At 60.7% G+C, this 14,220-nt stretch carries 12 protein-coding genes; 8 read left to right on the top strand and 4 right to left on the bottom strand.

All coding sequences use genetic code 11. From position 1 onward, the window contains the following. Positions 1-86: 86 nt before the first annotated feature. Positions 87-1,406 (bottom strand): serine hydrolase domain-containing protein, encoded by a 1,320-nt coding sequence (locus AC07VH_RS17125; RefSeq protein ID WP_494787670.1) that lies wholly within the window; start codon positions 1,404-1,406, stop codon positions 87-89. A 226-nt stretch (positions 1,407-1,632) separates the two neighbouring features. Between AC07VH_RS17125 and AC07VH_RS17120 the strand changes: the two genes are divergently transcribed. Further along, complete coding sequence (locus AC07VH_RS17120) at positions 1,633-2,373, top strand: GntR family transcriptional regulator (protein ID WP_494787671.1); 741 nt, start codon at positions 1,633-1,635, stop codon at positions 2,371-2,373. Between the two features lie 14 nt (positions 2,374-2,387). Here the strand turns inward: AC07VH_RS17120 and AC07VH_RS17115 are convergent, their stop codons facing one another. Together AC07VH_RS17115 and AC07VH_RS17110 are read right to left on the bottom strand one after the other, a co-directional pair. Continuing rightward, positions 2,388-3,521, bottom strand: coding sequence for a nuclear transport factor 2 family protein (locus tag AC07VH_RS17115; protein ID WP_475417203.1), 1,134 nt, complete (start codon positions 3,519-3,521; stop codon positions 2,388-2,390). A gap of 142 nt (positions 3,522-3,663) precedes the next feature. After that, entirely contained in the window at positions 3,664-4,722 is a 1,059-nt protein-coding gene (locus AC07VH_RS17110; RefSeq protein WP_475417202.1) for a helix-turn-helix transcriptional regulator, read from the bottom strand. Between the two features lie 187 nt (positions 4,723-4,909). Here AC07VH_RS17110 and AC07VH_RS17105 point away from each other — a divergent pair, with 187 nt between their 5' ends. From AC07VH_RS17105 to AC07VH_RS17075, 7 genes are all read left to right on the top strand, one after another. Then, positions 4,910-5,791: an N-acetylmuramic acid 6-phosphate etherase gene (locus AC07VH_RS17105; protein ID WP_494787672.1), complete on the top strand. Its 882-nt coding sequence runs from the start codon at positions 4,910-4,912 to the stop codon at positions 5,789-5,791. Positions 5,792-5,836: 45 nt separating this feature from the next. Continuing rightward, the gene (locus AC07VH_RS17100; RefSeq protein WP_494787673.1) at positions 5,837-7,135 is read left to right on the top strand and encodes an MFS transporter; all 1,299 of its coding nucleotides are present in this window, start codon (positions 5,837-5,839) and stop codon (positions 7,133-7,135) included. Positions 7,136-7,226: 91 nt separating this feature from the next. Beyond that, the gene (locus AC07VH_RS17095; RefSeq protein ID WP_494787674.1) at positions 7,227-8,888 is read left to right on the top strand and encodes a glycoside hydrolase family 10-like protein; all 1,662 of its coding nucleotides are present in this window, start codon (positions 7,227-7,229) and stop codon (positions 8,886-8,888) included. Positions 8,889-8,982: 94 nt separating this feature from the next. After that, positions 8,983-9,930 (top strand): BadF/BadG/BcrA/BcrD ATPase family protein, encoded by a 948-nt coding sequence (locus tag AC07VH_RS17090; RefSeq protein ID WP_494787675.1) that lies wholly within the window; start codon positions 8,983-8,985, stop codon positions 9,928-9,930. Positions 9,931-9,960: 30 nt separating this feature from the next. Next, positions 9,961-10,761 carry an N-acetylmuramoyl-L-alanine amidase gene (locus tag AC07VH_RS17085; protein WP_494787676.1) on the top strand — a complete coding sequence of 267 codons (801 nt, stop codon included), beginning with the start codon at positions 9,961-9,963 and terminating at the stop codon, positions 10,759-10,761. 82 nt (positions 10,762-10,843) lie between these two features. Then, complete coding sequence (locus AC07VH_RS17080; RefSeq protein ID WP_219309855.1) at positions 10,844-11,746, top strand: LysR family transcriptional regulator; 903 nt, start codon at positions 10,844-10,846, stop codon at positions 11,744-11,746. Further along, positions 11,746-12,360 (top strand): M15 family metallopeptidase, encoded by a 615-nt coding sequence (locus AC07VH_RS17075; RefSeq protein WP_494787677.1) that lies wholly within the window; start codon positions 11,746-11,748, stop codon positions 12,358-12,360. Before AC07VH_RS17080 ends, AC07VH_RS17075 begins: the two co-directional genes overlap by 1 nt. Here the strand turns inward: AC07VH_RS17075 and AC07VH_RS17070 are convergent, their stop codons facing one another. After that, on the bottom strand, positions 12,361-13,740 hold the full coding sequence (locus AC07VH_RS17070; protein WP_475417195.1) for a sodium-dependent transporter: 1,380 nt from the start codon (positions 13,738-13,740) through the stop codon (positions 12,361-12,363). Positions 13,741-14,220 lie beyond the last annotated feature (480 nt).

Raw genomic sequence — 14,220 nt, 5'->3', positions numbered from 1 at the left:
GAGAGCTTAGAGGCTGGCCATCACGTGAGCCAATGAAACATCATGGTGCAGCCATAACTTTCAGGAATGCACTGTTTTTGTGCAAGTTATTCATTATTGCCAATCGCACCACGGTACAAGGTGGTGAGGATCAATTCCTCGCTGCGCCCCATGGCGGAATAGGCGCCCGGATACTGTGCGGGATCGCTGCCCGTGCCGCCCACCAGCATCACCATGCCATTCTTGTGCTTGAAATCGAGCACGAAGGCAGAGACGAGGCCATACGCGTCGCCTAAATGGCCGACCGCATGAAAACTGGCGCCCTCGACCAGGCCATTGCCCTGCCCCGCCACGGCATCGAACTGCTGATTTCCCAGGCCCCAGGCGCGGTACAGGCCCCGTTCGCTGTTGCCATTGCCGCCATCGGGTGCCAGCTGCCATTGCCGGCCAAACATCAAGGCGATGCTGGCCGGCTGCAATAGCTGCGTATTCTGGTAGCGGCCGCCATCGAGCAGCATCCGCATGACGGTGCCCAGTCCGGCGGCGGAAATGCGCAAGCCGCCCGTGGGGCTGAAGACGGTGGCGTTGCTGCCGATTACATAACGCGCGATGCCGGCCGGCGGGCGCTGATCAAAATCGTCGGCCTGGGCGATCCATGGCCCGTGCGGCTGCCACACTTCCGTCTCCAGCGTGCGCTTGCGGTACAGGGTGGCCGTATTGGCGACCTCTTCCGGGGAGAAGGTGGCCGGGTTGTAGCCGCCGCGCACGTCGAGGGGATCGAGCAGCAGGCGCCGCATCAGCAAGTCGAAGCGCTCGCCCGTGACTTGTTCCATCACGGTGCCGATTACACCCCAGTTCAGGTTGGAATACGTAAAGTAGCGGCCGGGCGCCGCGCTGGAATCCCACATCGCGTCCCCGCCGGCCGTAAACACGTCGCGCAGGCTGCGTTCGGGGCCCCAGGCATAGCCGCCTGCGTCGCGCAGCGAGGACGTGTGGCTGAGCAAGCTGCGCAAGGTCACGGGCCGCTGGGGGAAATGCGGGTTGCGCAGGGAAAAGCCTAAATAAATGCCCACGTCCTGATCCAGGCTCAGCTTGCCCTGTTCGACCAGCCGCATCAAGCCCAGGGTCGTCATCATCTTCGATACGGAAGCGATGCGGAACAGGGTGGCCGGCGTCACGGGCAAGCTGTCCGCCGGCGTGGCGACTATGTGCCGGTAGCCAAATTGTTGCTGATACGACACCTTACCATTGCGAATGGCCAGCACGGACAGGCTGGCCAGCGGGTGGGCCGCATCGTCGACGATGGCGGCCAGGGCCGCATCGAGGGCGCGCTGCTGGTCCTTGCCGCTACCGAGCGGAGCGGCCAACGCGCTCCAAGTCGTGCCCAGCAGCAGCAAGCCCAGCAAACCCGTCATTTTATTCTGCATGTTTCCTGTGTCGCGATGTGGTGGAGGCATCGCCAGCATAGGGCGGGATCGTTTCCAAGGCTAATGAAAATTGCTTATTTATCTATAATGCAAAGCTATACGTACGGTAAAACATTGTTTTTTTAAGTGTATAACCGTTATTTATGCCCATTTTCCATTTATTCATGGGTGGACGGGCTACGCGCAAGCGCCATCGCTATTACACTAGGAGGACAAGGAGAACTGTATGAGCCAGACCAGCGTAGAACTCAAGGTCGATTTAAATGACAATTCGCCTTTATATATGCAGATCGCCCGCAAGCTGAGCGATGACGTACGCAACGGCCGCTACCAGGTAGACCAGGCCCTGCCATCTGAACGTACCCTGTCCGAACTGCTCGACGTATCGCGCGTGACTGCCCGCAAGGCCATCGACCAGCTCGTCGAGCAAGGTCTCGTCGTGCGCCGCCGCGGTTCGGGCAACTATATTGCCCCGCGCATCGAGCAGCCGCTGTCGAACCTGTCGAGCTTTTCCGAGCAGCTGCAGCAGCGCGGCTACCGCCCCGGCTCGCGCTGGCTCAAGCGTGAAGTCGTCATCGCCAGCAGCGACGAGCAGCTGAGCCTGGGTCTGGCGCAGAACACGAAAGTGGCGCGCCTGGAGCGCCTGCGCCTGGCCGACGACGTGGTGATGGCGTATGAAGTGAGCGTGCTGCCCTTCAGCGTGGTGCCGGACCCGGCCGCCATGGGCGACTCGCTGTATGAATACTTGAGCAGCATCAAGAAGGCCCCCGTGCGCGCCTTGCAGCACATCCGCGCCATGAATGCGACGGACGTGCTGGCCAAGCAGCTGGGCATCCCCGATGGCCAGGCCGTGCTGTTCATCACGCGCATCGCCTACCTGGAGTCGGGCGAGGCGGTGGAACTGACGCATTCGTATTGCCGCAGCGACCATTACGACTTCGTGGCGGAAATGCGCCGTTCTCCTTAATTCAGCTGTCTGAATTACTGCTGGATCAGGCGGATCATGGATTCGGCCACGCCCACGGACGACTCCCAGCTCATGCCGGTCACCAGTCGGCCATCGACCTCGACGTGACTCTTGCCGTTGGCGCCGTGCCTGAAGATGCCGCCATGGCGCTTGATGCTCGCTTCCGCCGAGAAGGGATAGGCCTTGTATATCGGCGATTCCTTGTTGAGATACGCATCGGGGAAGGACGTGAGCACCTTGCCCTGGATCAGGAAAGTACCGTCACTGAGCTTCACATTCTTGATCCCCTCGGTGCCATGGCAGATGGCCGCGATCACCCCGCCTTGTTGTTCATAGATCCGCACAGCGATGTCCTGCAGCGGCTTGTTGTCCGGGATGCCGACGATGGCCGCGCCGCCGCCGACGAAAGCCATGCCCGCATACTCGTCGGCCCTGACCTCGGAGACGGGCTTGGTATGGGCCAGTGCCCACATGAAATCACTGTCGTACAGATGCTTTTTGAGCAATTCGTCCGACGTGACGATCATTTCCAGGGGAATGGCGCCCCCCTCGGGACTGACGAAGTCGACCGCGTACCCTGCTTTGCGAAAGGCATCGTAGGTATAGGCCAGTTCGGGAAAATTATTGCCTGCGTTAATTTTTGTGCCGGGATATTGATGCACATTCGACACGACCAGCAACACCTTGCGTGCATGGCGCGGGGCTGCTGGCTCGCGATCGGCCGACTTGCTGATGATCTTCCAGTTGCCGGCGATCTTTTTCAGAAGAAATACATCCACATAGCGGACCCCTTGCTGGGGAATGTGGATCTCGGCCTTGGCGGTGGCCACCTTGCCGCTCACCTCCACCTTGATCAGCCGCCCGTGACGCCCATTGAATTGGCCTATTTTCTCTTGGGAAAAGAGTTTGGCGTATTCCGGACCGCTGAGCTCCCATTCCGTATCGTTTTTGCCGTCCAGATAAAGACGGGCGGTAGCATGGAAGGCCTGGTTGATCTCGTCCTGTACGTTGAAGCTGGTGCCATGCAGATACAAGCGCACGGTTTCCCGGATCGCATTTTCGTCCTGGTCGGCGGTTGCGGCGGTGCCGACGGCGGCGCTGCCGAGCAAGCAACAGGCGAGTACCGTTCGCAATAAAAACTGAATCATGACTTTACCCTGAGTGAATAACTGCGTTTATCGGAGCAACGACTATTTCAGGTCGTTGCTGGTCGATAAGTTATCGAAATGCAGGGGAGTTGATGTCGCCAAACAGGATTTCAGACTCCGGAATGGCGATTCCGGAGCGGTTTTACGCGGAAATGGCCGTGGCCGCCTGGCTGGGTTGGGCGCGGAAGCTGGCGGGAGTCTGCCCAGCAACTTTCTTGAAGGTCGAGTAGAAGGTGGAACTGGAATTGAACCCGCAGCGCTCGGCAACGGTATCCATGTTCAATTGCGGCTCGTCGGCCAAGACCTGTTTCGCTTCGGCGATACGGTATTCGTTGACGTAGGTAGTGAAGCTCTTGCTCAGCTTGTCATTCAGCACCTGCGACACCTGCGCCTGCGTACATCCCGCCCGCTTGGCCAGTTGGGCCAGGGTCAGGTTCGGATTCAGATAGGATTTCTGCCCGCTCATCTGTTGTTCCAGCGCAGCGAGCACGGCAAGCGCATCGTCGTGCGTCAGGCGGCTGTTCTGGTACTTCGGCTTCGGTTCGGCAGGCGTCGAGGTTTCCTTTCTCAGAAGAAAGACCATGACCGCGACATGCAGCGAGAAGGTAAACGACAAGGCGCCGACAATATACGACGTGAACGGCGTGCTCGCGTACGCCGCCAACATGACACAGCTGCCCGCAAAGACGCTCAGCATCAGCATGCTGCTGGTCGCCATCCGCTGTCCGTCATTCAGCCATGCATGGCGGGTTTGCCAGAGCAAGCTGGCGGTCGCCAGCAGGTAGCATAGCCAGAACAGATGAATCGCATGACTTGAACGGTCCCACACAGGACGATACGCGGAATACGGAAAGGCAACGCCTATGCCTATCAGCAGGAAGGACAGGCCGAGATGCCAGCGCCATTGTTGGCCGGCAGGCTGTTGCGCGAGTCCGGCCAGGAAAGAGCGCACGTACAGATAGGTCAAGGGACCGATCAGCAGGCAAGCCGACAGGCCCAGCTGTCGGAATTCGATGGCGATCGCAGGGTTGAAGTAGAGGAAGGCGGATTTGGCGGTGCGCACCCCCACGGCAAGCAGCAATGCACCCAGCATGCAGTCGGCCAGGCAGCGAGGCCGACGGCTGAAAAAATAGACGGCCAGGAAAATGCCGTTGATGGCGCCAAGGGCGCTAAACAGGAACAGCAATTGGCGAGCGATCATGGGGCGTGTCGTGAATTTGGGCATCGAACCCAAGTATAGACATAAACGGGAGCGTATCGAAGTACAAGTAGGACACCAGGTTCCTGCGCCAGCCATAAACTCCCGTTATGCCCGCCCGCCAACCTTTCATGGTTGATCTTGCTCGTTGGTATTAAACTGGTTTCACCTTCAACCATGTTCTGAAATCATGTTGAAAACTGAAACCCCGAGCCGGCGGCATCCGGATCTGGACCTGTATCCGGTGGAGCAACTGGTGGCGGCGCTGGTCGATGACCAGTTCTGGGCCGTCGAAGCCGTGCGGCTGGCGTCGCCGGAAATCGGGGCCGCCATCACGGCCGCCCTGCCCCGCATCGCCGCCGGCGGACGCTTGCTGTACGTGGGCGCGGGCACGTCGGGCCGTCTGGGCGTGCTCGACAGCGTTGAATTGACGCCCACGTTTTCCTGGCCGCCCGAGCGGGCCGTCGCCATCCTGGCCGGCGGCGCGGGCGCCATGTTCACGGCCGTCGAAGGGGCGGAAGATGATGTACAGCAAGGCGAGCGGGATGTGCTGGCCTTGTTGCCCCAAGAAAATGACGTCGTGATCCTGCTGGCCGCCTCCGGCGCCACGCCGTATGTGCTGGGCGCGCTGCTGGCCGCGCGCAAGGCGGGTGCCTTGACGATAGGCATCGCCAACAATGTGGACGCTCCCGTGGCGCACGAGGCGCAATGCGGCATCGTGCTCGACACGGGCACGGAAGTTATTTCCGGCAGCACGCGCCTGAAAGCGGGCACGGCGCAAAAAATCACCCTGAACACGATTTCCAGCGCCCTGATGGTGGGTTTGCACAAAACTTACGGAAACTTGATGGTAGACTTGAAGCCGACCAACGCCAAGCTGATCTGGCGGGCGGTGCGTCTGACCATGCATGCCACGGGCGCCAGCGAGGTGCAGGCCAGGACCGTGCTGGAGCAATGCCACTATCACGTCAAGGTGGCGATTGTTGCCTTGATCAAAAAAATCAACACAAACCAGGCACAGGCATTGTTGGCCGGCGCGGGCGGCAGTGTGCGGGCGGCACTGGCGGCGTGATCCGATGGCGCGGCATTCTTCTGTCTGGGAGACAAAGAAGGATGTATGGAGCCAGTGAAACAACCCGTCCCGGCGCGCGCGAAAAATCCGTGGCTGTGGATCCCTTCCCTGTATTTCGGCCAGGGCATCCCCTATGTAGTGGTCATGACCTTGTCCGTGATCATGTACAAGAATTACGGCTTTTCCAATACGGATATCGCGCTGTACACGAGCTGGCTGTACTTGCCGTGGGTTATCAAACCCCTGTGGTCGCCCTTCATCGATATGTACCGCACCAAGCGCTTCTGGATCGTCGGCTTGCAACTGGTGATCGGCGCCGCGCTGGCGCTGGTGGCCCTGACGACGTCGCTGCCCCATTTCTTCCAGATCAGCCTGGCCATCTTCTGGCTGATGGCCTTTAGTTCCGCCACGCATGATATCGCCGCCGACGGCTTTTATATGCTGGGCCTGGAAGAGCATCAGCAGGCGGCCTTCGTCGGCGTGCGCAGTACGTTTTACCGTCTGGCGATGATCGCCGGCCAGGGCGGCCTCGTGTATCTGGCCGGCTATCTGACGCATGCGACGGGCAATGTGCAGCTGGCCTGGTCCGTCGTGTTCGCGATCCTGGCGGGCCTGTTCATCGCCCTCTTCCTGTACCACTATTTTGTCTTGCCGAAACCGAAGGACGACCGTCCCAGCATCCAGGGCGCTGGCATTTCTCCGCTGCAAGAGTTCATCGCCACCTTTGCCGCCTTCTTCAAGAAGAAGGATATTCTCGTCATCCTCGGCTTCTTGCTGCTGTTCCGCCTCGGCGAAGCGCAATTGCTCAAATTGGCCGCGCCCTTCCTGCTCGACCCTATCGTCAAGGGTGGCCTGGGCCTGAGCACGGAACAGGTGGGTCTCGTCTACGGCACCATCGGCGTAATCGCCCTGACCCTCGGCGGCTTGCTGGGCGGATTCATCATTTCCCGCTTCGGCTTGAAGCGTTGCCTGTGGATTATGGTGTTGTCCGTGCACCTGCCCGACCTGGTCTTCGTCTACCTTGCCAGCGCCTTGCCCAGCAACATCTATGTGATCGCCAGTGGTATTGCGTTGGAGCAATTTGGCTATGGCTTTGGTTTCGCCTCGTACATGTTGTACATGATCATGGTCTCCGATGGCGCGCATAAAACGGCCCATTACGCCATTTGCACGGGTTTCATGGCCCTGGGCATGATGTTGCCGGGCATGGCCAGCGGCTGGATACAGCAAATGCTTGGTTACCAGCACTTCTTCATCTGGGTCTGCATCGCCACCATTCCCGCTTTCATCATGGCCGCGCTGGTCAAGATCGACCCGGAATTCGGCAAGCAGGCCGAGGCCTGATTCTTTTGAACCGTGCGCCCGCAAGGATGGCGGGCGCACAGTAAAATGCCCGCACCGATAGACCTGCGCTTCACCACTGCAAGGAATTGTTTTGTTGTCTACTTTCAAAAAACGCCTGGGCGCCACGGCCGGCGTGCTGGCCGCTTTGGCCACCGCCACATTGCTCAGCAGCTGTACCAGCACCAAACTGCCTTCCGCAGTGACGCCAGGCGAAGCGGGCTTGCCGGCCGTGCCGCCCGTGCAGCACATCACGGGCGAAGTGCCGCCGCCGGCGCCGCGCGAATTCCGCGCCGCCTGGGTCTCGACGGTGGCCAATATCGACTGGCCTAGCCGCAACAATTTGCCTGTCGCCAAGCAGCAAGCCGAAGCCATCGCCATCCTCGACCGCGCCAAGTCCTTGAATCTGAACGCGATTGTGCTGCAGGTGCGCCCCAGTGCCGACACGATTTACCCGTCGCAGCTGGAACCGTGGTCGGAATACCTGACGGGCAAGCAAGGCCAGCCGCCATTGCCCATGTATGACCCGCTGGCTTTCTGGGTGGCGCAGGCGCATGCGCGCGGCCTGGAATTGCACGCCTGGTTCAACCCGTACCGGGCCCGTCATGCCACGGCCAAGTCGCCGCTGGCGCGCGACAGTTTCGCGTCCACCAACCCGGCATCCGTCAAGCAATACGGCCGCTACCTGTGGATGGACCCGGGCGATGCAGCCGCCTCGAAGCATACGACGGACGTGGTGCTGGACGTGGTGCGCCGCTACGATATCGATGGCGTGCACATCGACGACTACTTTTATCCGTATCCGATCGACGCGCCTGGCGCCGGTGCGGGAGCCGAAACGGCCGCGCTGGACGCGGGCAATGGCGGCGCCAAGCGCGAACTGCCATTTCCCGATGAGCCTTCCTGGCAGCAATATCTGCTGGCCGGCGGCCAGCTGGACCGCGCTTCCTGGCGCCGCCAGAACGTCAACCAGCTGATCGAAGCCTTGTATACCGGCATTCACCGCGAAAAGAGCTGGGTGCGTTTCGGCATCAGCCCGTTCGGCATAGGCCGCCCGGACCGCCGCCCTGCCGGCATCGTCGGCTTCAGCCAGTACGATAAATTGTATGCGGACGCGGAACTGTGGCTGGCCAAGGGCTGGCTCGATTACCTGTCGCCGCAGCTGTACTGGCCCGTGGCGCAGGCGCCGCAGGCGTTTGGCGTGCTGCTCGACTACTGGCTGGCGCAGAATCCGTACGGCCGCCACGTGTGGCCAGGCTTGTATACGAGCCGCATCGACAATTCCGCCAAATCCTTCACGCCGCAAGAGATCATCAAGCAGATCGAAGTGACGCGCACGCGCCCCGGCGCGAATGGGCAAGTGCATTTCAGCATGGTGCCCCTGATGCAGAACCGCAAAGGTGTCAGCGAGCAACTCAAGGCGAGCGTGTATCAAAGCCCGGCCCTGATTCCCGCCACGCCATGGCTGGGCAAGGAAGCACCGGGCACGCCCGTGCTGGCTTTGCGCCGCGATTCCACCAGCCTGAACGTCAAGTTGACGTCGGGCGGCGGCAAACCCGTGGCGCAATACGCCATCTGGGCCCGCTACGGCGAAGACTGGCGTTTCACCGTGGTCACTGGCGTGCAGGCTGAACTGACCCTGGTCGACGACGCCATCGGTAAAGTCAATGCGGTGGTGGTCAGCGCCGTGGACCGCCTCGGCAACGAAAGCCCCCGCGTCACCGTGCGCGCACCGTTTACGGCCCCCGCCAAGTAATTGTTGACCGTTCACCGGCAGTCCATAACCTGCAGGCATGAAACATGCGCAAGCTTTCATGCCTGCAAGACCCGCTTGGCTTTACACTCATGCCATGATTTCCTTCCCTACAGCCAATAATGCGGTGCCCGTGCTGGGCCTGGGCATCGACGCGGGCGGCACGCAGACGCGCTGGGCCCTGGCTAGCGGGGACGGCGCCATCGTGGCCGACGGCGCCGTGGAAGGCTTGTCTGCCTTGCAATTGAGCAGCGATGCGGGCCGCGCTACTGTGCATGCCACGTTTGCAACATTGTGCAAGCAAGTGCTGGCCCTCGGCCAGCCGCGCGCCGTGGTGGCCGGTTTGACGGGCTTTGGCGGCGACGATGTTGTGCTGGCACAAATGTTGTCCGCCTTGCTGGCGCTGGATGCCGGCGATGTCCGCATCGGCAACGATATCGACATCGCCTACCGCGACAGTTTTGAACCAGGCGAGGGTTATCTGGTCTACGCTGGCACGGGTTCGATCGCCGCCTGGATCGATGCGGACGGCGTGTTTCACCGCGCCGGCGGGCGCGGCGTGCTGCTCGACGATGGCGGCGGCGGCTACTGGATCGCCCGCGAAGCCTTGCGCCACATCTGGCGCCGCGAAGACGAGGCGCCCGGCAGCTGGCACAGCTCGCCCATGGCCGGGGCCGTATTTGCGCAATTGGGCGGCAGCGACTGGTCGCTGTCGCGCGCCTTCATGTATGGCCAGGACCGGGGCGCCATCGGGCGGCTGGCGCTGGCCGTGGCCGCCAGTGCGGATGCCGACCCGCTGGCGCTGGACATCTTGCGGCGTGCGGGCCAGGAACTGGCGCGGTTGGCGCTGGCGCTGACGGCGCGCTATGGCCCCCGTCCTGTGGTGCTGGCCGGGCGCGCGGCGCAATTGCACCCGGCCATCGCGGCTGCCATGCGCGCCGCTTTGCCTGTATCGTTGATGATGGAGCAAAAAGTTGCCCGTTCGCATGAGGCCGCGGCCAAGCTGGCGGCCAGGACGGCGAGCCAGCGCATTGGCAAGAACTGAACATTTTATTAACCCGAACACGGATCTTTCATGAAAAAAATCGCCCTCGCCCTGCTGGTGGCCCTGCTTTCCGCCTGCACCACGCCCGCGCCGCACCTCGACCATAGCTTGAATGCGCGCAGCCAGAGCCCGCGCGTCAAATTCATCGTCATCCATTACACGGTCAGCGACCTGCCCCGCTCGATCAAGATCCTGACGGAACAAGTGGTCAGCAGCCATTATTTGCTGACGGACACGGACAAGCCGAAGTTTTACGTTTTGGTCGACGAATCGCGCCAGGCCAATCACGCGGGTGTGAGTAACTGGAAGACTTATACACAGTTGAATGTCAGCTCGATCGGCATCGAAATCGTCAACCCTGGCTACAAGGACACGCCGGAAGGCCGCCTTTGGTATCCGTTTCCCCAGGCACAGATCGATGAGCTGATTCCGCTGTTAAAAGATATCCAGGCCCGCTACAACATCGCGCCGGAAAATATCCTGGGCCACAACGAAATCGCCCCGCAGCGCAAGCAGGACCCGGGTCCGTTGTTTCCATGGCGCCAGCTGGCCGATGCGGGCCTGATCGTCTGGCCCGATGCCAACCGCGTGGCCGCGCAACGCCTCATTTTTGAGCAGCAAGTGCCGGACGCCGTCTGGTTCCAGAAAAAGCTGGCCCAGCATGGCTATGCGACGCCGAATACGGGCGTGTTCGACGAAGCGACGCGCAATGTGCTGATCGCCTTCCAGATGAAGTACCGCAATACGTGCTTTGACGGCATGCCCGACGGCGAGACGGCAGCCCTGCTGGAAGTGCTGACGATGCCGGCCGCAGCTGTTGTAGCAAAGTAGCATGGCCATTTCAGCCCATGACTTTTTCTTATATGCTGAACGTTACGGCCCAGGCGGCCAAAGCAAGGTAAAGGAATAGCTCATGCGGCTGCGTCATATCGAAGTGTTTCACGCCATCATGCAAGTTGGCACCATCAGCGGCGCCGCCCAGGTGCTGCATATCTCGCAGCCGGCCGTGACCAAGGTCTTGCAGCATTGCGAGTTGCAACTGGGCATGCCGCTGTTCGAGCGCGTGCGGGGCAAGCTGTACCCGAAGCCCGAGGCGCACCGTTTGTTTGTCGAAACGGAAAAGCTCAACCGCGATTTATTGGGCATCCGCCGCCTGGCGGCCAGCCTGAAGGGCCACGCGGTGGAAACCATCCGCCTGGTGTCCACGCCGACGATCGCCATCAGCGTCTTGCCATTTGCCATGACGCAGTGGCGGCGCGACTTTCCTCACACGCGTTGCCAGCTGGCTACTCACCACACGGGCGAGATCGTCAATACCTTGCGCCTCGGTGAAGCGGACTTGGCCGTATCGCTGCAAGACCCGCGTCATCCGGGCATCGTGGCCGAACCGATCGCGCAGGGTGTCATGACGGTGATCGCGCCAGCCGGCACCTGGCATGCGGCCGATTGCGGCACACCGTTGACGGCGCATGGCCTGAATGGCGAACTGATCGGCCATGCGGACAACGATCCGCTGGGCGAACTGGTGGTCGCCGCCTGCGAGGCACAGGATATCCACCCCGTGTTTTCCACCGTGGTGCAGACCTATCAAATCGCCCGTTCCCTGGTGGAAGCGGGCGCCGGTATGGCCGTGGTCGACCCGTTTACGGCCGCGTCCGGCTCGCCCGAGCGGCTGCAGCGCCGCCCCTGGGCGCCCACCATCCCCATCCAACTGTATTTATTGACGGCGAGCCACTCGCCGCTGTCGCATGGCGCGCGGCGCCTGGCCGACAGCATCGGCGTGGCGGCGCGCAACTGCCTGGAAAGAGGAGTCTGATGTCTGTTGCAAGTTTGCAATTGGAAGCGGTCGGCAGCGATCCGCAATTTCGCCACCTGAGCAGCATCGCCGGCATCGCCGTCGACTTGCGCTATGCCACGCCCGACAATTTCGTTGGCCGCGACTTATACAGCCCCATCGATTGCTCCTGGCTGCACCGCGACGCGGCCGCCGCGCTGGAGCAGGCCGTGGCCTGGCTGGCCGCGCAGCGCCCCGATCATCATCTGTTGGTGCTCGACGCCCTGCGCCCGCAGCGGGTGCAGCAGCAATTGTGGGATGCGCTGCAGGGAACGGAGTTGCTCGGCTATATCGCCGAGCCGTCGCGCGGCTCGATCCACTCGTTCGGCATGGCGCTCGACATCACCATCGTGGGGCCCGACGGGCAGGAACTGGATATGGGGACAGGCTTTGACGACCTGAGTGAGCGCTCGCATCCGGCGCTGGAGCTGGTCTTGCTGGAGAAGGGGGAAATCACGGAGGAGCAAGTGGCACACCGCCGTTTGTTGCGCGACGCCATGTTCCAGGCGGGCTTCTTCGGCATCAACAGCGAGTGGTGGCATTTCGATTGCGGCGACCGGGTGCTGGTGCGCCAGACCTACACCCGGGTACTCTGATTAGAAGACCTTTAAACCCTTCAGCATCACGATCAGGATCAGCACGGGCGAGACAAAACGCAGCAGGAACAGCAGCACGTGCGCCAGAGTTCTATTCTGCAACTGGCCATGGTTGCTGATCGCCTCGATGAAATGCTGCTTGCCCCAGGCCCAGCCTGTAAACAAGGCAATGGCGATGCCGCCCACGGGCAGGAAGATATTCGACGAGACGAAGTCGAACAGATCAAACATATTCAAATTGAATAGCTTGAAGTCCGCCAGGGTGCTGTTACTCAGCGCGCACACGGAACCGAGCACGGCCAGCAGCAGCATGGTCACCATGGTGGCTCTGGTGCGCGTCCAGCCGAAACGTTCATGGAAAATCACCACGGGCACTTCCATCAGCGACAGCATCGCCCCCGTGGCGGCGACGGCGGCCAGGATGAAGAACACCACCATCAGCACTTGTCCCATGGGAATTTGCGAAAACACGGCGGGAATCGTGATGAACACGAGCGACGGTCCCGCACTGGGAGCGAAGCCAAACGTAAACACGGCGGGGAAGATGGCGATACCGGCCAGCATCGATACACCGAGGTCGGCCGCCATCACGCGCAAGGTGGTCACGGGGATATTCTGGTCATCGCGGAAATAGCTGCCGTAGGTCATCATCGTGCCCATGCCGACGGACAATTTAAAGAAGGCCAGGCCCATGGCCGTCAGCACGACGGAAGCCGTCAGCTTGGAAAAATCAGGACGGAACAGGAACGCCAGTCCCTCGCCCGCCTTATCGAGCGACAGGCTGACCGCGCACAGCAGCAGCAACAACAGGAACAGCAGCGGCATCAGTTTCTTGGCGATCGCCTCGATGCCCTTGGTCACGCCCAGCATCAATATGCCGCCGATAAACAGCAGCACGCCCCATTGCCACAACAGCGATTGCAAAGGATTGCTGATCAGCGAAGCGAAGGCCGCTTCCGTCACAAGTTTGTCGCTGCTGAGGATGGAGCCGTCGATGGCCTTGGCGATATAGGCAAACACCCAGCCCACCACTTCCGAGTAGAACGCGACGATCAGGAAGGCGGCGACCATGCCGATGAGGCCGACCAGCCACCAGGGCTTGCCCTTCGGTGCCAGCTGTTCCATGGTGGAGATCGGATTGACCTTGGCGCGGCGTCCGAGGGTGATTTCCGCGATCATCACGGGCAGTCCTACTAATAAGGTAGCGAGCAGATAGATGAGCAGGAAGCCGGCGCCGCCATTGGCGCCTGTCAGATAGGGGAACTTCCAGATATTGCCGAGACCGACTGCGGAACCGAGGGTGGCGGCGAGCACGCCGAAGCCAGTGGTAAAGCCAGCTCGTTTCAGGGTCAGGCCTGATCCTTGAGCTTGTTGTTTCATGGTGAATCTTCTATGGTGGGACGCGAATTTGCGCTGAGGGGGCGAAATTGTAGCAGTTCGATGCAATTCGTCCGGAAAAGCCTTGCTACTCCGGGGGCACTTTGCTATAGTTCGCCTCCCCAATGAGACGCAGTCAAATGCGGCAGTTGAGGATCCCCGGAAACGGCGATGCAGTAAAAAGAAGGAGTTGACGATTGTGCTGAAATGCTTCATACTCTTCCTTCTTCGCAGCTGACAAACACAACGCTTTGTCGATAGCGCGAAAGCAGTAACCGAATACAGTTCTTTAACAATTAACAGTCGATAAGTGTGGGCATTTGATGTAAGTGCAGCGCTGCGCAAGCAGCGTAAAACTTAAAATATCAAATGTTCACGAATAAATAAATGAAATAGGACGCTTCGCAAGAAGTGGCCTGTCAGTTGTTTTTGAAGTGAGCGACCCGTCAGCAATGACGGTGCCTGTAAAAGGGCAAAGTAACA

The sequence above is a fragment of the Janthinobacterium sp. GW821-FHT03C10 genome (assembly GCF_059420865.1).
This window is presented reverse-complemented; position numbering and strand designations above follow the sequence as displayed.

What these genes read in the sequence shown, in the direction of transcription:
- AC07VH_RS17080 (WP_219309855.1), top strand. Translation starts at nt 10,844, where the DNA reads ATGCGGCTGCGTCATATCGAAGTGTTTCACGCCATCATGCAAGTTGGC.
- AC07VH_RS17125 (WP_494787670.1), bottom strand. Translation starts at nt 1,406, where the DNA reads ATGCAGAATAAAATGACGGGTTTGCTGGGCTTGCTGCTGCTGGGCACG.
- AC07VH_RS17110 (WP_475417202.1), bottom strand. Translation starts at nt 4,722, where the DNA reads ATGATCGCTCGCCAATTGCTGTTCCTGTTTAGCGCCCTTGGCGCCATC.
- AC07VH_RS17085 (WP_494787676.1), top strand. Translation starts at nt 9,961, where the DNA reads ATGAAAAAAATCGCCCTCGCCCTGCTGGTGGCCCTGCTTTCCGCCTGC.
- AC07VH_RS17115 (WP_475417203.1), bottom strand. Translation starts at nt 3,521, where the DNA reads ATGATTCAGTTTTTATTGCGAACGGTACTCGCCTGTTGCTTGCTCGGC.
- AC07VH_RS17100 (WP_494787673.1), top strand. Translation starts at nt 5,837, where the DNA reads ATGGAGCCAGTGAAACAACCCGTCCCGGCGCGCGCGAAAAATCCGTGG.
- AC07VH_RS17105 (WP_494787672.1), top strand. Translation starts at nt 4,910, where the DNA reads ATGTTGAAAACTGAAACCCCGAGCCGGCGGCATCCGGATCTGGACCTG.
- AC07VH_RS17090 (WP_494787675.1), top strand. Translation starts at nt 8,983, where the DNA reads ATGATTTCCTTCCCTACAGCCAATAATGCGGTGCCCGTGCTGGGCCTG.
- AC07VH_RS17120 (WP_494787671.1), top strand. Translation starts at nt 1,633, where the DNA reads ATGAGCCAGACCAGCGTAGAACTCAAGGTCGATTTAAATGACAATTCG.
- AC07VH_RS17075 (WP_494787677.1), top strand. Translation starts at nt 11,746, where the DNA reads ATGTCTGTTGCAAGTTTGCAATTGGAAGCGGTCGGCAGCGATCCGCAA.
- AC07VH_RS17070 (WP_475417195.1), bottom strand. Translation starts at nt 13,740, where the DNA reads ATGAAACAACAAGCTCAAGGATCAGGCCTGACCCTGAAACGAGCTGGC.